Source organism: Pseudomonas sp. SDT291_1_S447 (assembly GCF_054070155.1).
Window position 1 is genome coordinate 17,351 of sequence record NZ_JBSVXS010000029.1, and the last position, 25,512, is coordinate 42,862.

Genomic DNA, 25,512 nt, shown 5'->3' on the forward strand with positions numbered 1-25,512 from the left:
GGAAAAGTTTCGATGGTGCTCAATGGCCATCAACGGCTATGCTAGTCTGGATCCAAACCAATAACAGGTAATACCGGTTTTACGTCTACTCAAAGGGAATGGGGGGCTTCCTGACACAACCGGACGAGCCACGCTGGGGCTTCAATGCGCTATTTGCTGATGTTGCTGTTCTGCTTGCCCCTTATGGCGAGCGCCGTCGAATTCGACGAATTCACCCAGAGCCTTCCTCTGGGCCGGTCGCTGCAAGTGTTCGAAGACCCGAGTGGTCAGGCGAGCATTGCCGATGTTCGCGCGCAGGCTGCCGCCGGCAATTTCAAAGCCCAAGATAAAGACACGCTCAATGCCGGTTATTCGCGCTCAGCGTTCTGGCTGAAGATCGACCTGCATTACCGCCCGAGCAATCCCGCTGCCCAGCGTACCTGGCTGCTGGAACTGGCTTATCCACCGCTCGACCATCTCGACCTGTACATGCCCGATGCCAATGGCGACTACCGCCTCGTCCGGCAAACCGGCGACGCCTTGCCGTTCGCTAGCCGCGAGATCCGCCAGAACAATTATTTGTTCGACCTTTCATTCAAACCGGACCAACAGCAAACCGTGTACTTGCGACTGGCGAGCGAAGGCTCGATCCAGGCACCGGTGACGTTGTGGTCGAGCACCGCGTATCTCGAAGACCAACCGGTGCGCCTGTATGTGCTGGGCATCATTTACGGCGTGCTGCTGGGGATGGTGGTTTACAACCTGTTCATCTACCTCAGCGTGCGCGACACCAGTTACCTCTATTACATCTTCTACATTGCCTCGTTCGGCCTTTATCAGTTGTCGGTGAATGGCGCTGCCGTCGAGTATTTCTGGCCGGATAATCCTTGGTGGGCCAACGCAGCCACGCCATTTTTCATCGGCTGTGCGGGGCTGTTCGGCAGTCAGTTCGCCCGCAGTTTCCTGCAGACCAAAAACCATAGCCGCTGGCTTGATCGCTTGCTGATTGCACTGATCGCGTTCGGCGCGCTGGTGGTTGGTTTGTCGCTGATGACCAGTTACGCGCTGTCGCTGCGCTTGGCGACGATACTGGCGCTGACCTTCACTGTGGTGATTTTCGCCGCCGGGATTCTGGCCTGGTGGCGCGGCTTGCGCGTGGCGCGTTATTTCATCATCGCCTGGTCGGCGTTCCTGCTCGGCGGCATCGTTAACACGCTGATGGTGCTCGGCTTGCTGCCGAACGTGTTCCTGACGATGTATGCCAGCCAGATCGGCTCGGCGATCGAGGTGGCGCTGCTGTCGCTGGCACTGGCGGACCGTATCAACGCGATGCGCGAGCAACAGGCGCAGACGCTGTACGACGCCGGGCAGAAGCTCGAAGTGCTCAACCAGCAACTGGCGCACAGCAACAAGCTCAAAGACGAATTCCTCGCGACCCTGACCCACGAACTGCGCACGCCGATGAACGGTGTGATCGGTTCGCTGGAACTGATGCAGACCGTCGAGCTGGATCCGGAGCTGGAGCAATATCAGCAAACCGCCGCAGGATCTGCCCGCGACATGATGCGCATGGTCAACGGCATTCTCACCCTCACCGAGTTGCAGGCCGGAAAACTCAAGGCCGCGCCGGGCAGTTTCAGCCTGCGTGGTGTGGTCGAGGCGTTGCGGGTGCAGTTCGAGGGCAATGCGTCGAGCAAGTCGCTGGACTTCAAAGTCGAGGTGCTGCCGACCCTGCCGGATCGCCTGCACGGCGACAGCGCCAAACTCGCGCAATGCCTGGAGTGTCTGCTGGATAACGCGATCAAGTTCACTCGCATCGGTGGTTTGGCATTGCGCGTCACTGGTAAGCCGTCGACGGATAATCGTCTGGCGCTGTCGTTTGCAGTGATCGACACCGGTATCGGTTTTACCGATCTGGGCGAAGCGACGATGTACCAGCGCTTCTTCCAGCTCGACGGTTCGATGACCCGCGAATACGGCGGCCTGGGCGTTGGTCTGGCGATTTGCCGACAGTTGGTCGAGTTGCTCGGTGGCAAGCTCACACATCGCTCGGAGCCCGGGCGTGGCAGTCGCTTCCAACTGGACGTCGAGTTTGAACTGCCAGTGGTCGAAACTGCGCCGATCTGCGCGCCTTCGCGCGATTGCGTGCGTGCACCACAGGATTGCACGGTGCTGCTGGTGGACGACAACAGTGTCAATCAACTGGTGATGCGCGGCATGTTGCTCAAGCTCGGTTTTCGCGTGCGTACCGCCGACAACGGCGCGGCGGCATTGGATTGCTTGCAACGAGAGACCTTCGACGCAGTGCTGATCGATTGTCTGCTACCCGCTCACGATGGCGCATCGTTGTGCTGCCAGATTCACGCCTTGCCGGGCTGCACGAATTTGCCGGTGTTCATGTTGGCGTTGACCGCTGACCGAGAGCTTTGCGCCACGGGGGCGCCGGTCGATTACTTGAACAAACCGGTCAAATTCGAAGATTTGCAGGCGGCTCTGGAGCGTCGGGTACTGTGCTGCTGACAGGGTAAAAGCGCCGCAAATTCGGCTGGTATGACACTTTGACCCGTCGCGGTGCGGTGCTTAACTGAGTTCCTTGGTTGCCCAAAGGAGCCCCGTCATGAACCTGCATCAGTTCGCCGAAACCCACGAAGTCACCAACCAGCCACCGTCGCTGGACGGCACCAATCTGTACCGCATCGACCTGCCGTTGCAGGAATGGTCGCGACGTTTTGGTGCTGGTTGGGCGGAGTCGCGGATCGATGCTTACGGCGCGCTCGCCGGTGGTCCGTTGATGGAAGCCGGGTTCCTCGCCAACCAGAACAAACCAACGTTCGCCAGCCATGACCGTTATGGCCATCGCATCGATCTGGTGGAGTTTCACCCGGCTTATCACGAGCTGATGCGCACGGCGATCGAACACGGACTGACGTCATTGCCGTGGGCGCATCCACAGGACGGCGCCCATGTCGCCCGCGCCTCGATGACTTATTTGCACAGCCAAGCCGAGGCCGGCAGCGGTTGCCCGTTGACCATGACCTTTGCCAGCGTGCCGGCCCTGCGCTTGCAGCCGAACATCGCTGAGCAATGGCTGCCGAAAGTCCTCGCCAGCGAATACGATCCGCGCAACGTCGGCATGACGCACAAGGCCGGCGTGACCATCGGCATGGCCATGACCGAGAAACAGGGCGGCACCGACGTGCGCGCCAACACCACCAAGGCTTACCCGGTCGGCGCCAGTGGTCCGGGGCAGGCCTATGAACTGGTCGGGCACAAGTGGTTCTGCTCGGCGCCGATGTGCGATGCGTTCCTCACGCTGGCACAGACCGACAAGGGTTTGAGCTGCTTCCTGCTGCCACGCCATCGCCCGGACGACACGCGTAATCAGTTCTATATCCAGCGCCTGAAAAACAAACTCGGCAACCAGTCCAACGCTTCCAGTGAAGTGGAGTTTCGTGGCGCGCTGGCGTGGATGGTCGGGGAAGAAGGGCGCGGTGTGCCGACCATTATCGAAATGGTGGCGATGACTCGCTTCGATTGCATGGTCGGTTCCAGTTCGCTGATGCGTCAGGCGCTGACCCAGGCCAGTCATCACTGCGCGCACCGCAAGGTCGGCGGCAAACTGCTCAGCGAGCAGCCATTGATGCAAAACGTGCTGGCCGATCTGGCCCTGGAAAGCGAAGCCGCGCTGGCCCTGAGTTTGCGCATGGGCAAGGCGCTGGATCATCTGGATGATCGCCATGAAGCGCAATTCGCGCGGCTGGTGACAGCGGTGGGCAAATATTGGATCTGCAAACGTGCGCCGGGGATGATCAACGAAGCAGCGGAATGCATGGGCGGTGCCGGGTATGTCGAGGACAGTATTCTGCCGCGTCTGTACCGCGAGGCGCCGGTGAACTCGACGTGGGAAGGCTCGGGGAACGTGCAGTGTCTGGATGTGCTGCGCGCGTTATCGAAAGAGCCGGGTGTGCTGGATGTGTTGTTCAGCGAACTCGGTGACGGTCATGGTGACAAGCGTTTGGCTGCGCATATTCAGCAATTGCAGGCGCAGTTCAAGGATACCAGCGACATTCAGTATCGGGCGCGGCAACTGACTGAAGACATCGCGCTTGGTTTGCAGGCCAAGCTCCTGTTGGAGGCCGGGAACTCAGCTGTCAGCGATGCCTTTATTGCCAGCCGCCTGAGCGGTGGTGGCCGCGCCTACGGCGCCTTGCCGCGTGGGCTGGACGTCGAAGCCATCGTCGCCCGCTCAACGCCACAGATTCTCTGACCCACCACAAATCCCTTGTAGGAGTGAGCCTGCTCGCGATAGCGGTGTATCAGTCAATGCAAATGTCGACAGGTAGACTGCTATCGCGAGCAGGCTCACTCCTACAGGGATCGGGTATGCCTGACATATTGTGCGGTTGCCAACATGCCACTGTTCCCGTGACGCCACGATGCAGGCAAGATGAAGCTCTGCAAGTCAGAACACAGGAAGCTGATCGTGACCGAAGCGTTTATTGTCGTTCAAACCGCCGAACAAGCCGTGGATCGTCTGGCCGAGCTGCATGAGCGGGCCACCACTGCGCTGAACTCGGCGCTCAAGCGTTACCTCAAGGATCGCGTCGAACCCGACGCTGCGCAGCGTGCTCTGTTTCGTTATCCCGAACTGCGTCTGACCTATCACTGCCAGGGCGAAGTCCCGCAGACCACCCGCGCTTACGCCAAGGTGCAACTGCCAGGCACTTACAGCGTCACCGTTACCCACCCGGCGGCGTTTCGCAAATACCTGCTCGAGCAGCTTGTGCCGTTGATGCACGACTTCACCGTGACCGTGGAAGTCGGCGTCAGTCAGCAGAACATTCCGTATCCGTATGTGGTCGAGCAGGGCGATGAACTGGCCGGTTCCGGCGTCACCGCTGCCGTGCTGGCGCGGGTGTTCCCGAGTACCGATCTGTCCGCCGCCACCGATGGCATCGCCGACGGCCTGTACGATTGGGAAAACACCGATCCGCTGCCGCTGGCGCTGTTCGACGCCGCGCGTGTGGACTTCTCGCTGCGGCGTCTGGTGCACTACACCGGCAGCGACTGGCGCCATGTGCAGCCGTGGATTCTGCTGACCAACTATCACCGCTACGTCGACCAGTTCATCGTTCATGGTCTGGAGCAACTGCGCAGTGACCCGCGTTTCGTGCGCATGGTGTTGCCGGGTAACGTGATCATCGAGAAAGGCATGGATCACGGCGAGGCGTCGGCGATTGCTGCCGGTGTGGTCTGGCACCGTTACCAGATGCCGGCCTATCACCTGATCGCCAGCGATGGCCACGGCGTCACGCTAGTCAACATCGGCGTCGGCCCGTCCAATGCCAAGAACATCACCGACCACTTGGCGGTGCTACGTCCGCATTGCTGGCTGATGATCGGTCACTGCGGTGGCCTGCGTCAGTCGCAGACCATTGGTGACTATGTGCTGGCCCACGCTTACATGCGTCGCGATGGCATTCTCGACCGTGTGGTGCCACCGAACATTCCGATCCCGGCGCTGGCCGAAGTGCAAATGGCGTTGCAACAGGCAGCGGCGAATGTCACCGGCGAGAAGGGCGATGACCTGAAAAAACGCCTGCGTACCGGCACCGTTCTGACCTACGACGACCGTAACTGGGAATTGCGTTGGGCGCAGGAACGGCCGTTGATCAACCTGTCCCGCGCCGTCGCGGTAGACATGGAAAGCGGCACGATTGCCGCGCAGGGTTATCGCTTGCGGGTGCCGTACGGTACGTTGCTGTGCGTCTCGGATAAACCTCTGCACAGCGAAATCAAGCTGCCGGGTTCGGCCAACGCCTTCTATGAACGCGCGGTCAGCCAGCACTTGAAGATCGGCATCGAAGCGGTGGATCTGCTGCGCACCGAACTCAACTCGCTGCACTCGCGCAAACTGCGCAGCTTCGACGAACCGCCGTTCCGCTGATTTGTTGATGGTCATTTAACGGTCAGGCTACTAGCATTGGCAGCCCTGACCGTTAGATGTTCTTTTCGCCATGTCCCGTCCTCCACGTCCACCTTCCCGCCGTCCTGGCGTGAAGCCTCAGTCTTCTTCCCCGCGCCGTGTTGCCAAGGCACCACCGGCCGAGCCGAAACTGATCCTGTTCAACAAACCGTTCGATGTGCTCACGCAATTCAGCGACGGTGAAGGGCGGGCGACGCTCAAGGATTACATTAATGTGCCCGGTATCTACCCGGCCGGACGCCTTGATCGCGACAGTGAAGGCTTGTTGCTGCTGACCAACGACGGGCAGTTGCAGGCGCGCATCGCCGACCCGAAACACAAACTGGCGAAGACGTACTGGGTACAGGTTGAGGGCGTGCCGACAGCCGAACAGCTGCAGCGTTTGCGTGACGGCGTCGAATTGAACGACGGTATGACCTTGCCTGCCGAAGCGCGGCAACTGGATGAGCCGCAGTTGTGGCCGCGCAATCCGCCGGTACGCTTTCGCGCGACCATTCCGACTTCATGGCTGGAATTGGTGATTCGCGAAGGGCGTAATCGTCAGGTACGGCGCATGACCGCGGCGGTCGGGTTGCCGACGTTGCGCCTGGTGCGGGTCAGGATTGGTGACTGGACGATCGAAGGGCTTGATCAGGGCCAGTGGAAGGAAGTGCCGGCGCGCTTATAAAGCGCCGGATTCGATCAGGCCGATCACCACACTCTTGATGATGAACGCGGCCACGCCCAGGCCCAGCACGAAGAACAGAATGAACGAGCCAAAGCGCCCGGCCTTGGACTTCTTCGCCAGATCCCAGACGATGAAACCCATGAAAATGATCAGGATGCTGACCAGGCCGGTCATCATCCACTCTTCTAATAATGCTGGATCCATTGGGTTTCTCCGGCGCGCATGGGGCTAAAAGGGCGCGGCGAGTATACGCCAAGGTGTGTGGGGTGGCATTGATCTGGGTCTGATCCGAAGCCTTTGCCCTCACCCTAGCCCTCTCCCAGAGGGAGAGGGGACTGACCGGGGAATGCTCGCAAAATACGCCGACCTGAACGTTCTGTTGTGAATCCATAATCGACTCAATCTTTCAGGTCGATGTATGACAGCAGACACCTCGGTCGGCTCCCTCTCCTGGGGGAGAGGGCTGGGGTGAGGGTGCCCTTGATCAGCTACGCAAATGAGTCAGCGGCAGTTCGGTGCTGCTCAACACCTGATTCAGAACAAAACTCGAGCGAACACTGGTCACCCCTTCAATCCGCGTCAAATGCCCCAGCAACAATTTCTGATAGTGATCCATATCCGGCACCACCACTTTCAACTGGTAATCGGCATCCACGCCCGTCACCAGACTGCACTCCAACACCTGCGGCAACGTGCGAATCGCTGCCTCGAAGTTCTCGAAACGCTCCGGTGTATGCCGGTCCATGCCGATCAGCACATAAGCCGTCAGGCTCAACCCAAGCATTTTGCGATCGAGCAATGCCACCTGGCGCGAAATATACCCGTCGTCTTCCAGTTGCTTGACCCGGCGTGAGCAAGGGGAGGGTGACAGACCGATGCGCTCGGCCAATTCCTGGTTGGAGATGCGGGCGTCGCGCTGCAATTCCGCCAAAATGCTCAGGTCGTAACGGTCGAGTTTGCTCATCAATCTGTCCTTGGTTGTAACTATTGCGGCGGATTATCTATCCAGGGTTAAAAATTGCGCAAGTGGTGTTTATTTCAGCAATCTTCGCAATCCTCTGTCGCCGCCTCAGGCCTATTCTTATCACCAGAATCACTGCTCGGTAACACAGTCCACGCGGCCCGCCCTATCCGGCCTGCCGCGGCCGCCACCCCCACCGGGGTTGTGCCGGCCCCCGAGCTGCACACTGTCCAGAAGACGGCGTGAGGTGAGCCGACGTCAAAAGCGTCGAGCCAGGACGAAGTTCTCTAGAAGGGAGGCCGACGGGTCTCCCTTTTTTCTTGCCTGCGATTTCATGTCGGGCGCTCAATAAATAAGTTGCGCGACTGATAACCTGTTGCAGAACCGGGCGTGTGTATTCCCGGTCTTAGTGACAAGTCCTCTTACATTTGCAGGCCCCGCAGTGAGAAAAAGCATGAATTCGCGCATCTGGCGTCTGGCCGGTGTTGGTTTGCTGTGTGTGAGTGTCAGTGTGCAAGCGCTTGCCGATGAGCCACAGAATCGCGGCCCGGATGGCGGAGGCCACGGCCAGGATCATCAGGGCAACAATCAGGGCCGTGGCGGCAACAATCAGCCGCGTCCGCAGAACAATCCATCGCAGAATCAGCCGCAACAGAATCAACCGCGTCCGCAGAACAACGAGATCATTCGTGGCGACAACAGCCGCCAGTTCGAGCACAACGGCAACAACAATGGCCAGTGGCAGAACCGCGACCAGAATCGCCCGGCCTACAACCCCAATCCGGTGCGGCAGCCACCACCGCCGCCGCAACTGCCGGCCAACAGCCTGCCGATCCAGCCACGGCCCGACGCCGTGCGCCAGACCCAGGAACCGCGTCAGGGTTACTACCGCGACGAGCGCCCGCAGAACGGCTACAACAACCAGCATTGGCAGACCAACAATCGGCCCAACGACAATCGCTGGCCTGGGCGTCCAGACGGTCACGGCAACGGTTGGGGGCCTGGCCCGCAATATCGGCCGGGGCACGTGATCGACCGCTTCCCGGATCGCGATTACCGCGTGCCGTATCGCGGGCAGGATTACTTCTTTTCCGGCGGTTACTGGTATCGCCCGCAAGGCCCGCGCTACATCGTTGTGCAACCGCCGCGCGGGATCCGCATCCAGTATTTGCCGGATTACGCCCGAGAAGTGTGGATCGGTGGTTCGCTGCTGTTCCTCGCCGCTGGTTCCTACTACGCGTATCAGGAAGCGACGCAGGATTACATCGTGGTCGAACCGCCGGTTCAGCAGCAGCCGCAACCGCAGTCTCAAGGCTATGACGTTGAAGCGTACCCGGCCAACGGCCAGTCGCCGGAGCAGGCGCAGCAAGACGGTTACCAGTGCTATCAGTACGCCGTGCAGCAAAGCGGTTTTGATCCGCGCACCGCGACCTATCAGCCAGCGCCTGAAGTGGTTCAGGCGTATCGCCAGGCTCAGGGCAATTGCCTGAGCAGTCGCGGCTATCAGGTCCAGTAAGAGCAGCGGCGAGCTGCAAGTTTCCAGCTACAAGCTTGAAGCTTGCGGCTCGCGGCTTGTCGCTGCTTTTATCGGATCGGCGTGCACCAGCACTTCGGCTCGCGGGTAGGCCTTGTGAATGGCATCGGCGGCTTGATCACTGATGCCGTGCGCCACTGACAAGGTCAATTCCCCCGGCAACTCCAGGTGCAACTGCACAAACCAGTGGTTGCCGGAAATCCGCGTGCGCAAGTCATGCGCGCCCAACACGCCGGGCACACTGCACGCCAGTTCGAGCATGTGCTGGCTGACGTCGGTTGGCAGTTCCTCATCCATCAACACCGAAAAACTTTCCCGGGCGATCTGGATTGCACTCCACAGGATATAGGCCGCAATGCCGAGTCCGAACCAGGCATCCAGTTGATGCCAGCCGAACCCGGCCAACATCAGCGCCACCAGAATACTGCCGTTGAGTAACAGATCGGATCGGTAATGCAGTGAGTCGGCACGCACGGCGTTGGAGCCGGTCTGCTTGATCACTCGATGCTGCAGCACCAGCAAGGCCACCGTCAGCAGCAATGAGAAAATGATCACGCCAATGCTGATCCACGGCGCGCCAAGCGGTTCCGGGTGCTGGATGCGTTCGTAGGCCTGAAACGCAATCAACACCGCACTGCCGCCAATGAACAGCGCCTGCGCCATCCCCGCCAGCGATTCCGCTTTGCCGTGGCCATAACGGTGATCGTCATCGGCCGGGCGCAGCGCGTAATGCACCGCCAGCAGATTGAGCAGCGAAGTGACGCCATCCAGCGCCGAGTCGGTGAGGCCGGCGAGCATGCTCACCGAACCGCTCAGCCACCAGGCGATGGCTTTGGCGATGATCAGTGTGCACGCGACCGCCACCGAGGCGCGGGTCGCCAGCCGTAGCAGGCGGGCGTGTTCGGGGCTGGAGGTCATTTAACTTCCTTATTAAGCGGCGGGTTGCAGGCCGAACATCGCCAATTGTTGAGTGCTGCCCTTGTGTTGAATCAGGCGCGGATCGTCGAGAGGAAAGTCTCGGCCCAACTCGCTTTCGAGAATAGCCTGCAACTTGTGATTATCGACCTGACCGTCCGGGCCGATGGCTTGCTTGAGTTTGGCCGGGTCGATCTGCGCGGTGTGGCCCGGTTCAAAGTAGATCGCACCGGTGGCAAAGTCGACGGCAAACGCGATCAGGCCGGGAATGACGTAGAACAGCAAGCCCACGGCGTCGAGCACGGCAATCGCCGGGTCGATCTTGCCGTCGATCTGACCGCGCCGGTCCGGGTAGAAAATCGAACCGCACGCGGTGATTTGCGTGAGCAGGGTGGCGACCAGTACACCGCCGATCAGGCGAAAAGGTAAGCGCATGGGAAAATCTCCTGAGTCATCTGATAACGAAGCGTAGTCGTCTGGAATTAAGACCCTGACGAACGCCCAGCAGTTCGCCGTTATACTCGGCCCTCTGTTTGGGAGCCAGCATGAATTCTTTGCCAATCGATGACGTTTTACCCGCCCTGCGTGAAGCCTTGGCGACGCGCCACGAAGTCGTGCTCGAAGCACCGCCCGGCGCCGGTAAAACCACCCGCGTGCCCTTGGCTTTGCTCAATGAAGCGTGGCTGGCCGGGCAGACCATTCTGATGCTTGAACCGCGCCGTCTGGCCGCGCGCGCAGCGGCGGAACGTCTGGCCAGCGAGCTGGGCGAGAAGGTCGGTGAAACCGTTGGTTACCGCATTCGTCTCGACAGCAAGGTCGGCCCCAACACACGCATCGAAGTGGTCACCGAAGGCATTCTCACTCGTCGCTTGCAGGATGACCCGGCGCTGGAAGGCGTGGGCTTGCTGATCTTCGACGAATTCCACGAACGCAGCCTCGATGCCGATCTGGCGCTGGCGCTCAGTTTGAACGGTCGCGAGCTGTTCCGAGCTGAACAGCCGCTGAAGATTTTGTTGATGTCGGCCACGCTGGAAGGCGAGCGTCTGGCCGGGTTGCTCGATGATGCGCCGATCCTGCGCAGCGAAGGCCGCATGTATCCGGTGACGATGCGCTGGGGCCGGCCGTTTCAGCCCGGCGAATATATCGACCAACGTGTCACGCAAACCGTGCTCGAAGCGCTGCACGATGAAACCGGCAGCCTGTTGGTGTTTCTGCCGGGGCAGGCGGAAATCCGTCGTGTGCATCAACAATTGGCCGACGCCATTGGTGAGCGCGGCGATGTGTTGCTGTGTCCGTTGCACGGTGAACTCGACCTCAACGCACAACGTGCGGCGATTGATCCGGCCCCGGCCGGTCAGCGCAAAGTGGTGCTGGCGACCAACATCGCCGAGACCAGTCTGACCATCAATGGCGTGCGCGTAGTCATTGATGCCGGGCTGGCGCGGGTGCCGCGTTTCGATCCGGGCAGCGGCATGACGCGCCTCGATACTCAGCGGATTTCCAAGGCCAGCGCCACCCAGCGTGCGGGCCGGGCAGGGCGACTCGAGCCGGGCGTTTGCTATCGCTTGTGGTCGCAGGATCAGCACGAACAGCTGGCGGCTTATGGCAGTGCGGAAATTCTTTCGGCGGATCTCGCCAGCCTCGCGCTGCAACTGGGGCGTTGGGGCGTGACGCCGGGGGAACTGGTCTGGCTGGATCTTCCACCGGCGGCGGCTTATGCACAGGCGCAGGATCTGTTACAGCGACTTGGCGCGCTGGAAGGCGAATCTCTGACCACGCACGGTCAGGCCATGGCTGAATTGCCGGCGCATCCGCGCATCGGTCATTTGTTGCTGCGGGGTCAGGCGTTGGGTCTGGCGGACATGGCCTGTGACGTCGCCGCGTTGCTCGGCGAGCGCGATATCTTGCGTGGCGCCGGCGCGGATTTGCATAGTCGCTTGGTGCTGCTGTCCGGCGAGGAACGTGCCGCCCGTGGTGCGCAGGGCGGGGTGCAGCGCGCTAAGCAATTGGCGCGGCAATATCGTGGTTATCTGCGTGGCAAGGCCAGCGAGCCGGTCAGCGATCCCGATCATCCGCGCTGGCTCGGTGCCTTGCTGGCGCTGGCTTATCCGGATCGCGTCGCGCAACAGCGGCGAGCCGGTGGCGCTGAATATCGTCTGGCCAACGGTCGTGCGGCGCTGTTCGCCGAAGCTGACAGCCTGATGAAAGAGCCGTGGATCGTCATCGCTGATCTTGGCAGCCGTCAGGGCCAGCGCGAAGAACGGATTTATCTGGCAGCGGATTTCGATCCGGCGCTGTTCGATTCGGTGCTGGCCGAACAGGTGCGCAACGTCGATCAACTGGACTGGGACGAGCGCGAAGGCGTGCTTCGCGCCGAGCGGCAGCGCAAGGTCGGCGAGCTGATTCTCAGCCGTGAACCGCTGACCGGCCTCGATGAAAATGCGCGCAGTCAGGCGCTGGTCAATCTGGTGCGGCGCAAAGGTCTGGAGCTGCTGCCATGGACGCCGGAACTGCGTCAGTGGCAGGCGCGGGTGGCGTTGTTGCGGCAGTTGGAGTTGAACCATCAGGATGACAGTCAGTGGCCGGATGTAAGCGACGCGACGTTGCTGAACACCCTCGAAGGTTGGCTGATGCCCTATCTGGGCAAGGTCTCACGGCTCAGCCATTTTGCCAGCCTGGATCTGTCGAGCATCGTCCGTAATCTGCTGCTCTGGCCGTTGCCGCAAAAGCTCGATGAGCTGGCGCCGCATCATTTGAGCGTGCCGTCGGGGTCGTCGATTCGTCTGGATTACAGCGAGTTTCCACCTATTCTCGCGGTGCGTTTGCAGGAATTGTTCGGGCTGGCGGATACGCCGCGGATTGCCGGCGGGCGGCAGGTGGTAAAATTGCATCTGCTATCGCCTGCGCGGCGGCCGGTGCAGGTGACGCAGGATCTGGCCAATTTCTGGCGCAGCACCTATGCCGAGGTGAAGAAGGATTTGAAGGGGCGCTATCCGAAGCATTATTGGCCGGATGATCCGTTGGTGGCCGAGGCGACTGCGCGGATCAAGCCGCGCAAGTAGAGCTACCGGCGCGACTTGATCGGTGGGGGCGCTCAGTGGTTCAGGTTTCCCCGTAGAGGCCCTGCGCAGCAGTGCGTCGATGCTTGATGCCATGACAAAACCACATCAATCCGATCCACAGGGGAATCGCGTACACCGCGATGCGAATGACGGGGTCGAGCAGCATGACGCCGAGGATGAAGGCCAGGAATGCAAGGCACACATAGTTACCGTAGGGGTACCAGAGTGCTTTGAATAATGGCTTGCGCCCGGCCCTGTTCAGATGTTGGCGAAACTTGAAGTGGGAAAGGCTGATCATCACCCAATTGATCACCAGCGTCGCAACCACCAGTGACAGCAGCAGCTCCAACGCATATTGCGGGATTACGTAGTTCATCAGCACGGCAAACAGGGTCACAGCGGCAGACGCAAGAATCGAGCGTACGGGGACGCCGCGCCGATCGATCCTGGTCAGGCTTTGCGGAGCATCACCTTGCTCGGCCAGGCACAGTAATAGGCGGCTGTTGCAATAAGTACCGCTGTTATAGACCGACAGCGCAGCGGTCAGCACTACAAAATTGAGAATGTGCGCCGCGGTGGCGCTGTCGAGCATCGACGACACCATAACGAAAGGACTGGCGCTGTAGGTGTCTCCAGCTGCATTGAGTGAGATGACCAGACTGTCCCACGGCATCAGCGACAGCAGCACGACAAGTACGCCGACGTAGAAAATCAGAATGCGATAAATCACCTGGTTGATCGCTTTGGGAATCACGGTCTGCGGTTTATCGGCTTCGGCCGCGGTGAAACCGAGCATTTCCAGACCACCGAAGGACAGCATGATGACCGCCATGGACATCGCCAGTCCGCCGAGTCCATGTGGGAAAAATCCGCCGTGTTCCCACAGGTTGCTGACCTTCGCTTGCGGGCCACCTTGGCCGCTGACCAGCAGATAGCTGCCCATGGCGATCATGCCGATCACTGCCAGGACCTTGATGATGGCGAACCAGAATTCGGCCTCACCGAATATTTTCACGTTGATCAGGTTGAGGGCATTGATCAGTACAAAAAAGACTGCGGCCGACACCCAGGTCGGAATATCGGGCCACCAGTAATGAACATATTTGCCGACGGCAGTCAGTTCGGACATGCCCACCAGGGTGTACAACATCCAGCAATTCCATCCCGACAGAAATCCGGCGAATCCGCCCCAATACTTATGGGCGAAGTGGCTGAACGAGCCTGCGACGGGTTCTTCAACGATCATTTCGCCCAACTGCCTCATGATCAGGAAAGCGACGAAACCGCAAATCGCGTAACCGAGGATCATTGACGGACCAGCAGATTTGAGTGCGCCCGCCGAACCCAGAAACAGCCCGGTTCCCACAGCGCCACCCAGCGCGATCAATTGGATATGTCGATTTTTCAGGCCGCGTTTCAGTACGCCTGAGCGCGCTTCGGGTCCGCTCATTGGAATGGGCTCGCCTGAATTTTGCTGAGAAAACTTGCCGGAAGGCTTTCGCGGTTGATTGCGCCGCGGTGATGAAGCCGCTGCGCGCGCTGAAGGACTGCTTTTTGCGTGATCATTCGTGCATCTCGTCCTTGAAATTATTTCTCATGAATATCAATCGGTTGGCTTTTTTCCGCGGCCTTGAACCAGCGTGGTTGCGGGAAAGAGCGCATTAAATCTATCGGAAGAAACATATTTCTATCTGTTGAATTTGTAAATAGGGGGTGATATCTAATGCACCGCGGAAGGACATGCGACGATTACAGGGACGTAAGGAGTGAGAAGGTGAAGGGCAGCAATTCAACAGCACCATTTGATTTCGTCACCAGCGGACACGCTGATCCGAAGCACTTTTTTTCGCAGGCCGCGGATGACATTCGTGCGCGGTTGCTCGATGACGGCGCGGTGCTCATTCGCTCCGCCAGGCAGTGCAGGGATCCCGGCGTGTTTGAGGCAGCCATTGCTGCACTTGGCTTTGAAACCCGTGATTACGTGGGTGGAAGCTCACCGCGCTCGACTATTCAGGGCAAGGTGATGGAAGCGACCCGCACACCGCCAGACTGGTCCGTCATCCTTCACCAGGAAATGGCCTACGTAAAAAGCCCTCCCGAGATCATCGCATTCGTATGCGTTGAGCCTGCTGGAAAGGGCGGCGAGTCTGTCATCGGTGACATGCGCAAACTCGAACGTCTGGTGGATCCGGCAATGTTGCAACGACTGACGGAGCGCGGCCTGAAATTACGTAGAACGTTACCCAGTGAAGACCGGGTCGGTCTCAAGCCCGGCGTGAAAAAGAGTTGGCAGGAAACTTTCTCGACCCACCGTCAGGCTGAAGCCGAGATGCATTGCCGCGCCCGGGGATGGGACTTCGAGTGGAATGGCGTGGACCTGATCCTCTGGCAGGACTGTATTTCCCCGATGCGTGCACATCCCCTGACCAGCGCAAATATCTGGAGCAATCAAGCGCATTTCTGGGGGGCGGCAGCCATGATCGAGTGGGCGCTTATCGACGGTCGGGAGCAGGACGCCCGTGAATTGATGACGGCGCAACGCGAAAACCCGCTACTGCTGGAGGCCATGTGCTTCGGTGACGGTGAACCGCTCCCGGAAGATCTGACCCTGGCGCTTTTCCACGCCGTGCGCGGGCTGGAACAGGATATCGATTTGGGCGAGGGCGACATCCTTCTGCTCGATAATTTGCAGTATGCGCACGGACGACGTGCATTCTCGGGTAACCGAACCATTAACGTGATCATCGGCAATTGGGCCGGTGACCAGTCATACGCCGTTCAAGGATGAAAAAATGACAATTCAGGAAAGGAATTTCGCCTCCGATAGCACGTTTGTACTGACTCCCGGAGTCGACGTATGCCTCAAGGACCTGATCGCGTTTGCCCAACCGGGGAAAACCGTGGTCGCTTCGCAAGCCACGCGACAGCGCGTCCAGGCCTCGAGAGAGGCGCTGGAAAATCTGGTTGCGCAAGGGGCGGTCATTTACGGCGTCAACACCGGCATGGGCGGGTTCGTGGATCACCTTGTGCCGCTCGAGAAAGCCCATGAGCTGCAATCCAACCTTATTCAAGGTGTATCGACGAACGTTGGTGAGCGCTTCCCCGACAGCGTCGCCCGCGCCACGATGTTCGCACGAATTGTTTCTTTGTCCCGTGGTAACTCGGCGATCTCGCTGGAGAACTTTGATCGATACATTGCCATTTACAACGCCGGGCTGATTCCTGAGATTCCCAGCAAAGGTTCCCTGGGCACCAGCGGTGATCTGGGACCGTTGGCGGCTGTTGCGCGGATGTTGACCGGTGACGGCTACGCTTACCTCCATGGCGTGCGCGTTCCGGCGGCGCAGGCGCTTGAACAGTTGCAGCTGAAACCGTTGCACTTGAGCTACAAGGAAGGACTGGCGCTGATCAATGGCACGTCCTGCATGGTCGCTGTCGCGGCGATGAACGTGGTCGAGGCGCGTCAGCTTCTTGAGCAATACATCTCGATCTCGGCGTTCTCTTTCGAGTCACTGCAGGCCCGAGTACGTCCATTTCACCCTGACGTCCACAAGTTGAAACCGCATCTGGGCCAGCAGAAAATCGCCGAGACCATCTGGGACGATCTGCAAGGTTCGGAACTGGCGGTCGATGACATTGAGCTCTCATCGCAGCTGAGTGCATTGCGCACCGACGCAGTTCGCCAGGAAGCCATGCCCATCGAGGATGCCTACTCGATTCGCTGCACACCGCAGATTCTGGGGCCGGTACTGGAAACCATCGAATTTGTCGAGCGGATAGTGGCCAATGAACTGAACTCGTCCAATGATAATCCGCTGGTCACGCCGGAGAATGGCGAGGTGTTCCACAATGGCCATTTCCATGGGCAGTACATCGCTTCGGCCATGGATTATCTGACGATTTCGATGATCACGATGTGTAACCTTGCCGACCGTCGAATAGATCGTTTCCTGACGAAAGCCAACAGCAACGGTCTGCCGTCTTTCCTCTGTGCAGAAAATGGCGGTCTGCGTTTTGGCCTCATGGGCGGCCAATTCATGTCGGCTTCCCTGACTGCAGAAAACCGTTCGCTGGCCACACCGGTTTCGATCCAGACGCTGACCACCACGGCTGACTTTCAGGACGTGGTTTCCTTCGGCCTTATTGCCGCGCGTCGTGTGGCTGAAGTGCTGCAGAACACGCGCTATGTCATCGCCTTCGAACTGATCTGTGCAGCTCAGGCAGCAGACATTCGCGGTAGCGCCAAGCTGAGTCCGCGCGGACGTGCGTGGCATGCACAGGTGCGCGAGCTGATCCCTTATCTCGATCGTGATATCGCGCTGACCGGGTATCTGGAAAGTCTCGTAGCGCAGGTTCTCGGGGGGCATGGCCGATGAGTTCGCCGAGTGATAACCCTGTCTTGGCCGGGCAGGCTACGGTGCCCGCCGAGATGCCTGATGCTCGCTTGCATGCCAACGAAAATCCGCTGGGTGCATCGGCACTGGCGCTGCATCTGTGCACATCGATGCCTGCGCTTCTGAGCGAGTACCCGGAGGTGACGTACAAGTCGCTTCGCACGGCTATTGGCGAGCGATGGAATGTTGATCCTGCGCGAGTGATGCCAGGGGCGGGGTCTGACGAACTGATCGATATTGCACTGCGCAGTCTGTTGAAACCTGGCAGCCGCCTCGTGGCTCAGCAGCACAGTTTCAAAATGTACAGAATCAGGGCCGAACTACTGGGCGCTGACTACAGTGAGATGGTTCCGGTTGCGGGCGAAGGTTACGAAACTGCGCTGAGTACGGCTCTGCAACAAAAACCGGACGTCGTGGTGCTGGTGAACCCATCCAATCCGCTGGGGGACTATCTGCCGCCGGCTGAGCTGCTGAGGCTGGTTGCCACCATCCCGGAAAGTACGACGGTCATCATCGACGAAGCGTACGCAGAGTTCGCCCCGGACCGGGAAAACTCGCCAGGTGTGCAGGTCGTCAATATTCGCAACAACGCAATATGCCTGCGAACGTTTTCCAAGGCCTATGGGCTCGCGGGTTTACGGCTGGGATGGGCCTATGCCAGTGCTGATCTGATTGCAGTGCTGCAAGCGCGTCGTGCGCCCTACAACGTCAGCGCGTTTTCCGCCCGCGCTGGAGAGTACGCGCTGTGGGACACCGAGCATCTGGAAAAAACGGCGGCACATTGCGTCGCGTGGGGGCAAAAGATCGTCCGTCTGTTCAATGCCTGTGGCATTGCGGCTAGAAGCCAGTACGTCAACTTTGTATTTGTCGAGTTCGAAAACACGCAGGAGTGCCAGGCGTTGCATGCCTGCCTGGCAAGTGAAGGTTTCCTGACTGCGCCGTTGACCGATTATGGCCTTGATCACTGCCTCAGGATCTCGATTGGCAACGACATGCAAATGACTGGATTGTGTGATGTGCTTCGAAAACAGCTGCACACCGACAGTTCTCGACAGAATTGGGGCGGCTCGGAAATCCCAAGCGCTTCGCATCAGTTTGCAACACCCATGAAAGAGACCTGACTCGAGGTAAGAATGAGCGAAACACTGCCTTTGTTTCACGAAAACCCGTATCTGAAGCAGCTGGATTGTCGAGTCGATCTGCTTGAGCGCGACGACATGGGCCTGCCTTTTGCGCTCCTTGGCCAGACGGTCTTTTACCCGCAAGGAGGCGGTCAGCTCGGGGATCGAGGAGTGTTGAGCATTCCGGTCACGGAGGCAGGCTTCGCTTTGCCGGAACTCGAAATCGTCGCGACGAAGAAGCGCGACGATCAGATCCGGCATTACCTGAATATCAACGATGAAGCGTTTGCCTTGTTGAGCGCCCACGCAGTTGGCCAGAAGGCGACTGCATCCCTTGATTGGTCATTGCGATATCATCAGATGCGGATTCATTCAGCCATGCATTTGATCCACTGCATGCTTGAAGAAACGCTGGGGCGCTCGATTCCACACCCTGCACGTTCGCCGTTGAGTGACGCCGGGGGGGAAAATCAATACGAGTTTATCGAAGAGTTCGATGAAAACAGTTTGAGGCAGGCAACCGCTGCCCTGAACGCGTTTTGCTCTGCAAGTCATGAGATTCGTACGGAAGCGGATACGAGCAAGGGACATGGATTTCGTTGGTGGCAATGCGAAAACTGGTCAATTCCCTGTGGGGGAGTTCATGTGCGTAATACGCAGGAAATAGGCTTGGTAACTTCCAGTATGAAAATCAAGAAAAACACGACCCGGGTGAATATCACGCTGTCGGCAGAGGCTCAAGCGCTTGGAGAATAAACGAGCGTTTGGTGCGTTTTTGATGCAGCTGCGGATCGATGCCGGGCATCTGAAGATTTCGACGTTTCTCGAAGATGTCAATATTCCTTTCTCGGCTAATTACTACCGCGACGTAGAGGCAGGAAGAAAATACCTGAGCATCGATGCCGCCGTAGAGCTGCATGATCACTTGGGTATCGATGTCGACAGTAAAGCCAGCTTTGATTATTACTGGCACTACTTCAGAGATCTGTTGCCGGGCGATGTGCATGAAATGTTATTTGGCAAAGGTGTCGAGGTCACCGATCTTTCGTCGAGAATCGAACTCAGAGAGCATGATTCGAAGATATTGCGTCGGGCATTGAGCCTGAGCCGCTACGAGCGGGAGTTCATTATTACCGAAGAGGTGATCAGGGCATTCGAAGAGAACTTCGAACTGCTGCCATTGATGACCTACCTCTATATGGTGGACAGCGCTGGGGTTGCGGAAATGCAGCTGGTTTGCCAGCAACTTGGTCTTGCTTATGATCAACGGACCGAAGCTTTTCTGAATCTTGTCTCCAAGGAGCGCGACGCCCCCCAAGAGCCGTTTGTCCGTCATGCGCCCACGCTGAGGATGCCAAGGTCTGTTGACGCATTGAAGTTGAAGGATATGTTCCTGCGCCATGAGGTGGAACGATCACTGCTCAAACCTGAAAAAAGTGAATACTTTGATGTTTCAGGTTCTTTCAAATACAGCTCGATGGTGACCCTGAAAGACGCGGAAATAGAGCAGATTCAGGATCGTCTCGTCGATCTGTTTTCCTTGATTGAAGTGCATAACAAATCAGGTACTCAACTTGAGGATTCAGGTGCTCAGCCTTACTTCTTCGGCCTGATTGTTTCGGGCCGTCCCGAATACGACGGGCGTGCTGCCCGAACCGCGAAAGAAGATAAAGAGTAATTATGGAGAGGACGGTATTCACCGTCCTCCCTGTGGGATGAACTGCGTCAGTCGACTGCTCAAAGGAGTGCGCGGGATGGCGCCGCAATGCGACCGATAAAAACAAATCGGACAGTGATCAGTTAAAACAGGGACGAGAGTAATGAATACGCAGGTAATTGAAAAACTGTGTCAGTTGTTTGGCGAGCGTGTACGGCTTGAACACAGCATCCGGCAACAATTCTGCCAGGCGCCTCCCGGCGTCCAGTTGAGCCCGCCCGATGCCGTCGTCACGGTTCGAAACGAGCAGGAAATCGTTGAGGTTGTGTCGCTCTGCCACGAATACGGCGTGGCAGTCATTGCCGCGGGAGCGCGCTCATCCCTCGAGGGGCAAATCAACGCGCCGCAGGGCGGCGTCTGTATCGACTGTTCCGAGATGAACGCAATTGTCGGCATCAATACGACCGATATGACCGCCACGGTTCAGCCGGGTGTCACCCGCGAACAATTGAACAGTCACTTGCGCGAAACGGGGCTGTTTTTTTCAGTCGATCCTGGTGCCAATGCTTCGATGGGCGGAATGGCTGCGACACGCGCCTCAGGGACCAACTCCGTGCGCTATGGGACGATGGCTGCCAATGTCAAAGCGGCACGCTGGGTAATGGCTGACGGAACGGTGGCGCAAATCGGCTCAAGAGCGCCCAAATCCGCCATGGGCCTGGATCTGCTGGCGATTGCCGTGGGTTCGGAAGGAACCCTTGGACTGTTCAGCGAGCTGGACGTCAGATTGCATCCGGTGCCGGAAGCGATTGTCGCTGGCGTCTGCTCGTTTGCCTCCGTCGATGATGCGGTGCAAACGGTGGCCAGTGCACTCGGCCAAGGCCTCTCCGTCGCACGCATCGAACTGTTGGATGTCACTGCCGTTCGCGCCTGCAACGCTTACTCTCCTTCGTTGAATTTGCCGGAAAATCCCCATCTGTTTCTTGAGTTCCACGGTGACACCTCAACCGTCGCCAGTAGCGTTAAAGGCTTTATCGACTGCGCGCATGAGTTTGGCGGCCAACTGAAAATTTCCCATCGGCTCGAAGAGCGCACGGCCCTGTGGAAGGCCCGGCATGACGCCTGGTGGGCATTTCATGCGTATTACAAAGGGCGCAAGGGGCTGGCCACGGATGTCTGTGTCCCGCTGTCATCCCTGAGTGCCTGCATCAGCGCTACCGTGGCAGACATCGCCGCTTCCGGGCTGGATGCGCCGTTGATCGGCCACGTCGGCGACGGCAACTTTCACCTGTTGATCATGCTTCAGGAAGGTGAAGACGAAAGCGTGTCGATTCAAGCCTTCCTCAGTCGTTTGTCGAGTCGGGCATTGTCGTTCGGCGGAACCGTGAGCGGTGAGCATGGCGTCGGCGAGGGCAAAGTGAAATGGATGTCGGCCCAGCACGGCGCGGCGCTTGACTGCATGCGGGCGATCAAAGCGGCACTGGACCCAGCGAACATCCTCAACCCCGGCAAGATGTATCACCCACGCACTGTCGATGCTCAATAAGCATCTTTTTTTCATTTTTACGGACGGATATGAAAGATGCGCCATATTTTGATCGTTGGAATCAACAAGGTTTCCATCAAGTACGTTTGCGATGCGATCCGCAGCGTGGGTTTCGAGCCGATTCTGTCCGTTGACCCATCGGGTTTTCACGGCACGGCCAAATCTGTATTCGAGGGCGTCACCTGCATTCCAGGATTCAGTGATGCAGACGCCTTGTCTTCCTACTTGAAGACTCATGCAGAATTGGCAGGTCGGATTCACAGCATTACAACCTTCTTTGATGAACTGTTTCCCGTGGTATCGGCGATTGCCGAAGAGTTTGGTTTCAATGCGCCGCCAGCCGTATTTGCCAAATTGTCGTCCAAGGAATTCGTCGGGCGTTTGGTACCTGAACATGTTCCGGCCGAGTCCTGCGTTTCGCTGGCCGATGCAACCCTCGACATTCCTTGGTTGACGCCGGGTGTGGGCAACGACGTGGTGCTGAAACCCTCGGTTGGTTCAGGTGCGGTGGCCACGATGCTGCTGACTATCGCGGCGGATGCCGATCCGGCTGAAGTGATCAGGTCAGCGATTCTGCAGAGTGGAATCGATCATCCTGAAAACATCACCTGGATTGTTCAGGCGCATTGCGTGGGCGATCTCGTCAGCATGGAAGGGTTTGCACAGAACGGGCAGGTGACGTTCCTGGGCGTGTCCAAACGTGATCGTGTCGGTTTCACTGAAGTTGCCAACCGGTTTCCAGCCAATGGGGTAATCGCTTCCTCCGTTCGTTCGAAAATGGAGACGGCCGTGCGCGACCTGATCAAGCGCTCGGAATTCGATAACGGTTTCTTTCATTGCGAATTTATCGCCACCCCAGCCACGGCTTATCTGATCGACGCCAACATGGGACGTCTGGGCGGCGCAAGTATCGTCGAGCAAATTGCCTTGGCCTACGACCTGGCGCCGGCGACCGTGCTGCAACAGGTTGCGTTGCTGCCGTTGGGGTTGCTGGAAGGCACGCTTCACTACTCACCTGTCGAACAGTGTCGACAGACCTTGAGTTACTGGTATTGCCTGGACCATGAGGCCGTCGTGCAAGACTGGGAGATGCCGCCGCTGGCGTCCATTCATACGCCAATCGCCAATGTCGGCAGCCTGATCGTACCGATCGGTACGTCCGACTACGCATGGATTGGCATGCTGACCGGCTACGCCGACGTGGTCGTGGACGAGATCGCTCAAGTGCGCGTTCTGACTGATCGCGGCCCTAGAAGCCCGGTATTCCAATGATCTATTTCGTGCGGTTTCTTTCGTCTGCAGCCTGGAGCTGTTTCTACCCGTTCATGGCCATCTGGCTAAACTCGACCGTGGGCTTGAGCACCAGTGCTGCCGGCGTCGTCGTCGGCTTCGCCATTGTTTCAAACCGCATTGGCGCATTGGCCTTTCAAGGGATGCTGGACAAGGTTGACCGACGGCGGGAAATTGCCCTTGCGTTGTTCTGTGTGGCGGTCGCCGCGTGCTGCATGTTGCTGACGGCAGCGCTGGGGATCACCCACACACTGCTGTGGATCGCACTGGTGGTAGTGTTCGGAGTCGCGAATTCGATTGCTACGATTTCCCAGATTTCCTACATCGTTCAGTACTTTGGTGAGGCCGAGCATGAACGTGTTCTGTCCTACGAAAATGTCGCTGCCAACGCTGGCGCTGGCGTTGCGCCCTTTGTTGCGTCGTTGATTCTGGCCGGCGCGGGTTACTGGTTTGTCGCCTTGCCATTATTGTTAGGCGTGATGGCAACCGCGTCCACCACGCTGATTCCTCATGTGGCCCGGTCAGCGGGATTGCAGCCAGCGGGTAATGCCTCCTTGGCCGGACTGCCCGAGGCTTCGCCCAAGGTTGTTGCCTTCATGGCCATCAACTTTTTGACGATGATGGGTTATGCGCAATTTTATTACGTGTTTCCTACCTACGCGACCGAACGCTTTTCCAGTGAGCTGGTGGGCATCCTGTTTCTGGTCGCCAGCGGCATCATCATTTTCAGCCAGGTTTACGTAACTGCGCTTTTTCAGCGGGTGTCGCGTTTGTCGCGGGTGATTGTCTCAAACCTGTTGATCGGCGCGGGTTGCCTGCTGTTGACCATTTCCTCGCAAGCTCAGGCGGTTCTGTTTCTGGTCGTGGTGTTCATCGTGATTGGCGAGATGATTTGTGGCCCGTTGTATCAGGCTCAAGCCGTGAAGATATGGCGCGGGCGCAGCTCTGTCGCGATGGCTGTGCAGACCTGTGTGTGGGGGGCCGCCGAAGCCACCGCTGCGGTGCTCGGACTTCTGGCCGTCGCGCAAGAACTCAGCTTTCTGTCCTTCCTGCTGGGATTTGCCGCCTGCGTCATCGCAGCCGTCGGCGCGTGGGTGTCGATGGCCATGAAGCGTCCGCTTATCGGCATTGAAATCGAGCAGAGGTCTGCCCAGACATCCTGAGGGTGGGAGATGCATTCAGTCGCCGGTTTTTGCTGTCGGTTGTTTTGCACGCAATCAAGAGAAAACCCACTCAAACGTGCTCCCGTAGGAGCTGCCGAAGGCTGCTCCTACACGGGATTATCTCGATTATGGGGCGGCGGGGAGCAGGAAGCGGGCGATCACCGGTAAATGATCAGAGATGCGCAAGGTATCGTCCTGCCGCACCATCGCCTCGACCCGTTTGATCTTCGGGCTGTAGAACAGATAGTCGACCGTGCGATCCGGACCATTCAGGCCGGGGTCGTTGGGGTAGTGGGTGAGCCACTGCGCGCGGTCGATGCCGCTGGCCTCGTTGTTGGTCGGAATCATCGGGTACTTGTCCCACAGCAGATGCAGTTCGCTGTCGGCTGAGTAGGGCATGCGTTGTTCGGCAGGCAAGCGACGATATTGACCCAGCGGCAGCAGATTGAAGTCGCCACCGATCAACCACGGCAGGCCCTGACTTTCGTACTTGTCGAGCACTTTGGCCACGGCGCTCACTTGCGCCTGCAAAGTGTCGTCGGGTTGCCTGGCACGCTCCAGATGGGTATTGAATACGGTCAGTTGCCCGCCATCGCTCAGGGGCAGTTTGGTCGCGAGCAGCGCATCTTTTGGCTGGAACTGGCGGCTGATGAAGTTGGCTGAGGCGACCGGCAATTGCAGGCGCTCGGCGTGTTCGATGCGGTAGCGGCTCAGGGTCGCCAGTTGTCGCCCGACACTGCCGAAAACATGAGCGTCGGGGACGAATTCGGCTTTCCAGTCAAACGCGCTGGCGCTGCACGGATACAGGTCGGCAACGCGTTCCTGCAGTAACTTCAGTTGATCCTGGTAGTCACTTGCCTTGGCGCCGTCATCCAGTTCCTGCAACAGCACCACATCGGGCTGCTCGTCGCGGATCACCCGCGTCACTTCATCGAGGCTGAAGGCCATGTCTTCCAGGGTCGGCGCTTCATCGTTGCCCTGGGCCAGATCATTCCAGAACACGTAACGCTTGCCAGCGAGGTACTGCACGTTCCAGGTCATGACTTTCAGCGCCTGCCCCGGCACCAGCGTCGGTGGCGTCCCCGTGCAACTGACCGGCAGGGTTTCGCGGGCATCGGGGCGCCAGGTCAGGCTGAACATCAGCGCGCCGATCAGGACGAGGGCGAGCACGGCAAGTAACAGGGTGTAGCGCAGTAGACGGGTCATGGCTCGGCTTATAGCGTTACAGAAAGTGGCC

The 25,512-nt window shown here is 58.6% G+C and carries 20 protein-coding genes; 14 read left to right on the forward strand and 6 right to left on the reverse strand.

The annotated features are described in order from the left end of the window. Positions 1 to 144 precede the first annotated feature (144 nt). From ACW9IR_RS12400 to ACW9IR_RS12415, 4 genes are all read left to right on the forward strand, one after another. A complete protein-coding gene (locus ACW9IR_RS12400) occupies positions 145 to 2,499 on the forward strand; it encodes a hybrid sensor histidine kinase/response regulator (RefSeq protein WP_457463424.1) in 2,355 nt (784 codons plus the stop codon). Between the two features lie 97 nt (positions 2,500 to 2,596). After that, positions 2,597 to 4,246, forward strand: a complete 1,650-nt coding sequence (locus tag ACW9IR_RS12405) for an acyl-CoA dehydrogenase family protein (RefSeq protein ID WP_457463426.1) — start codon at positions 2,597 to 2,599, stop codon at positions 4,244 to 4,246. Positions 4,247 to 4,426: 180 nt separating this feature from the next. Beyond that, a complete protein-coding gene (amn, locus tag ACW9IR_RS12410; RefSeq protein WP_161986511.1) occupies positions 4,427 to 5,926 on the forward strand; it encodes an AMP nucleosidase in 1,500 nt (499 codons plus the stop codon). 70 nt (positions 5,927 to 5,996) lie between these two features. After that, positions 5,997 to 6,632: a pseudouridine synthase gene (locus tag ACW9IR_RS12415; protein ID WP_457463429.1), complete on the forward strand. Its 636-nt coding sequence runs from the start codon at positions 5,997 to 5,999 to the stop codon at positions 6,630 to 6,632. On the opposite strand, the gene ACW9IR_RS12420 is transcribed toward ACW9IR_RS12415, so the two are convergent. Beyond that, positions 6,627 to 6,836: a DUF2788 domain-containing protein gene (locus ACW9IR_RS12420; protein ID WP_007909655.1), complete on the reverse strand. Its 210-nt coding sequence runs from the start codon at positions 6,834 to 6,836 to the stop codon at positions 6,627 to 6,629. The genes ACW9IR_RS12415 and ACW9IR_RS12420 overlap by 6 nt on opposite strands. A gap of 280 nt (positions 6,837 to 7,116) precedes the next feature. Beyond that, positions 7,117 to 7,596 carry an Lrp/AsnC family transcriptional regulator gene (locus ACW9IR_RS12425; RefSeq protein WP_457463432.1) on the reverse strand — a complete coding sequence of 160 codons (480 nt, stop codon included), beginning with the start codon at positions 7,594 to 7,596 and terminating at the stop codon, positions 7,117 to 7,119. A gap of 451 nt (positions 7,597 to 8,047) precedes the next feature. Between ACW9IR_RS12425 and ACW9IR_RS12430 the strand changes: the two genes are divergently transcribed. Beyond that, positions 8,048 to 9,109: a DUF6515 family protein gene (locus ACW9IR_RS12430; protein ID WP_102899907.1), complete on the forward strand. Its 1,062-nt coding sequence runs from the start codon at positions 8,048 to 8,050 to the stop codon at positions 9,107 to 9,109. A 27-nt stretch (positions 9,110 to 9,136) separates the two neighbouring features. Here ACW9IR_RS12430 and ACW9IR_RS12435 read toward each other — a convergent pair whose 3' ends face one another. Both ACW9IR_RS12435 and ACW9IR_RS12440 read right to left on the reverse strand, forming a co-directional pair. Continuing rightward, complete coding sequence (locus ACW9IR_RS12435) at positions 9,137 to 10,045, reverse strand: cation diffusion facilitator family transporter (protein ID WP_102899908.1); 909 nt, start codon at positions 10,043 to 10,045, stop codon at positions 9,137 to 9,139. A 12-nt stretch (positions 10,046 to 10,057) separates the two neighbouring features. Next, positions 10,058 to 10,477 carry a hypothetical protein gene (locus ACW9IR_RS12440; protein WP_007909665.1) on the reverse strand — a complete coding sequence of 140 codons (420 nt, stop codon included), beginning with the start codon at positions 10,475 to 10,477 and terminating at the stop codon, positions 10,058 to 10,060. Between the two features lie 110 nt (positions 10,478 to 10,587). Here ACW9IR_RS12440 and hrpB point away from each other — a divergent pair, with 110 nt between their 5' ends. After that, the gene (gene hrpB / locus ACW9IR_RS12445) at positions 10,588 to 13,104 is read left to right on the forward strand and encodes an ATP-dependent helicase HrpB (RefSeq protein WP_457463435.1); all 2,517 of its coding nucleotides are present in this window, start codon (positions 10,588 to 10,590) and stop codon (positions 13,102 to 13,104) included. Between the two features lie 40 nt (positions 13,105 to 13,144). On the opposite strand, the gene ACW9IR_RS12450 is transcribed toward hrpB, so the two are convergent. Continuing rightward, positions 13,145 to 14,554 (reverse strand): amino acid permease, encoded by a 1,410-nt coding sequence (locus ACW9IR_RS12450; RefSeq protein WP_102899910.1) that lies wholly within the window; start codon positions 14,552 to 14,554, stop codon positions 13,145 to 13,147. 324 nt (positions 14,555 to 14,878) lie between these two features. On the opposite strand from ACW9IR_RS12450, the gene ACW9IR_RS12455 reads away from it, so the two are divergent. From ACW9IR_RS12455 to ACW9IR_RS12490, 8 genes are all read left to right on the forward strand, one after another. Further along, positions 14,879 to 15,892, forward strand: coding sequence for a TauD/TfdA family dioxygenase (locus ACW9IR_RS12455; RefSeq protein ID WP_457463437.1), 1,014 nt, complete (start codon positions 14,879 to 14,881; stop codon positions 15,890 to 15,892). A gap of 4 nt (positions 15,893 to 15,896) precedes the next feature. Next, a complete protein-coding gene (locus tag ACW9IR_RS12460; protein WP_102899912.1) occupies positions 15,897 to 17,480 on the forward strand; it encodes a phenylalanine aminomutase (D-beta-phenylalanine forming) in 1,584 nt (527 codons plus the stop codon). Further along, on the forward strand, positions 17,477 to 18,619 hold the full coding sequence (locus ACW9IR_RS12465; RefSeq protein ID WP_457463440.1) for a pyridoxal phosphate-dependent aminotransferase: 1,143 nt from the start codon (positions 17,477 to 17,479) through the stop codon (positions 18,617 to 18,619). The genes ACW9IR_RS12460 and ACW9IR_RS12465 overlap by 4 nt, the downstream gene beginning before the upstream one ends. 12 nt (positions 18,620 to 18,631) lie before the next feature. Next, positions 18,632 to 19,375: an alanyl-tRNA editing protein gene (locus ACW9IR_RS12470; RefSeq protein WP_457463442.1), complete on the forward strand. Its 744-nt coding sequence runs from the start codon at positions 18,632 to 18,634 to the stop codon at positions 19,373 to 19,375. Between the two features lie 22 nt (positions 19,376 to 19,397). Next, positions 19,398 to 20,297 carry a hypothetical protein gene (locus tag ACW9IR_RS12475; RefSeq protein ID WP_457463444.1) on the forward strand — a complete coding sequence of 300 codons (900 nt, stop codon included), beginning with the start codon at positions 19,398 to 19,400 and terminating at the stop codon, positions 20,295 to 20,297. Between the two features lie 142 nt (positions 20,298 to 20,439). Further along, a complete protein-coding gene (locus tag ACW9IR_RS12480; RefSeq protein WP_457463446.1) occupies positions 20,440 to 21,822 on the forward strand; it encodes an FAD-binding oxidoreductase in 1,383 nt (460 codons plus the stop codon). A 36-nt stretch (positions 21,823 to 21,858) separates the two neighbouring features. After that, a complete protein-coding gene (locus ACW9IR_RS12485; protein ID WP_457463448.1) occupies positions 21,859 to 23,094 on the forward strand; it encodes an ATP-grasp domain-containing protein in 1,236 nt (411 codons plus the stop codon). Then, entirely contained in the window at positions 23,091 to 24,275 is a 1,185-nt protein-coding gene (locus tag ACW9IR_RS12490; RefSeq protein WP_095121632.1) for an MFS transporter, read from the forward strand. The genes ACW9IR_RS12485 and ACW9IR_RS12490 overlap by 4 nt, the downstream gene beginning before the upstream one ends. A 126-nt stretch (positions 24,276 to 24,401) precedes the next feature. On the opposite strand, the gene ACW9IR_RS12495 is transcribed toward ACW9IR_RS12490, so the two are convergent. Next, complete coding sequence (locus tag ACW9IR_RS12495) at positions 24,402 to 25,481, reverse strand: endonuclease/exonuclease/phosphatase family protein (RefSeq protein ID WP_457463450.1); 1,080 nt, start codon at positions 25,479 to 25,481, stop codon at positions 24,402 to 24,404. Between the last annotated feature and the right edge of the window lie 31 nt (positions 25,482 to 25,512).

Coding starts and splice junctions, on each gene's coding strand:
- ACW9IR_RS12400 (WP_457463424.1), top strand. CDS start 145: ATGCGCTATTTGCTGATGTTGCTGTTCTGCTTGCCCCTTATGGCGAGC.
- ACW9IR_RS12405 (WP_457463426.1), top strand. CDS start 2,597: ATGAACCTGCATCAGTTCGCCGAAACCCACGAAGTCACCAACCAGCCA.
- amn (WP_161986511.1), top strand. CDS start 4,427: ATGAAGCTCTGCAAGTCAGAACACAGGAAGCTGATCGTGACCGAAGCG.
- ACW9IR_RS12415 (WP_457463429.1), top strand. CDS start 5,997: ATGTCCCGTCCTCCACGTCCACCTTCCCGCCGTCCTGGCGTGAAGCCT.
- ACW9IR_RS12420 (WP_007909655.1), bottom strand. CDS start 6,836: ATGGATCCAGCATTATTAGAAGAGTGGATGATGACCGGCCTGGTCAGC.
- ACW9IR_RS12425 (WP_457463432.1), bottom strand. CDS start 7,596: ATGAGCAAACTCGACCGTTACGACCTGAGCATTTTGGCGGAATTGCAG.
- ACW9IR_RS12430 (WP_102899907.1), top strand. CDS start 8,048: ATGAATTCGCGCATCTGGCGTCTGGCCGGTGTTGGTTTGCTGTGTGTG.
- ACW9IR_RS12435 (WP_102899908.1), bottom strand. CDS start 10,045: ATGACCTCCAGCCCCGAACACGCCCGCCTGCTACGGCTGGCGACCCGC.
- ACW9IR_RS12440 (WP_007909665.1), bottom strand. CDS start 10,477: ATGCGCTTACCTTTTCGCCTGATCGGCGGTGTACTGGTCGCCACCCTG.
- hrpB (WP_457463435.1), top strand. CDS start 10,588: ATGAATTCTTTGCCAATCGATGACGTTTTACCCGCCCTGCGTGAAGCC.
- ACW9IR_RS12450 (WP_102899910.1), bottom strand. CDS start 14,554: ATGAGCGGACCCGAAGCGCGCTCAGGCGTACTGAAACGCGGCCTGAAA.
- ACW9IR_RS12460 (WP_102899912.1), top strand. CDS start 15,897: ATGACAATTCAGGAAAGGAATTTCGCCTCCGATAGCACGTTTGTACTG.
- ACW9IR_RS12465 (WP_457463440.1), top strand. CDS start 17,477: ATGAGTTCGCCGAGTGATAACCCTGTCTTGGCCGGGCAGGCTACGGTG.
- ACW9IR_RS12470 (WP_457463442.1), top strand. CDS start 18,632: ATGAGCGAAACACTGCCTTTGTTTCACGAAAACCCGTATCTGAAGCAG.
- ACW9IR_RS12475 (WP_457463444.1), top strand. CDS start 19,398: ATGCAGCTGCGGATCGATGCCGGGCATCTGAAGATTTCGACGTTTCTC.
- ACW9IR_RS12480 (WP_457463446.1), top strand. CDS start 20,440: ATGAATACGCAGGTAATTGAAAAACTGTGTCAGTTGTTTGGCGAGCGT.
- ACW9IR_RS12485 (WP_457463448.1), top strand. CDS start 21,859: ATGCGCCATATTTTGATCGTTGGAATCAACAAGGTTTCCATCAAGTAC.
- ACW9IR_RS12490 (WP_095121632.1), top strand. CDS start 23,091: ATGATCTATTTCGTGCGGTTTCTTTCGTCTGCAGCCTGGAGCTGTTTC.
- ACW9IR_RS12495 (WP_457463450.1), bottom strand. CDS start 25,481: ATGACCCGTCTACTGCGCTACACCCTGTTACTTGCCGTGCTCGCCCTC.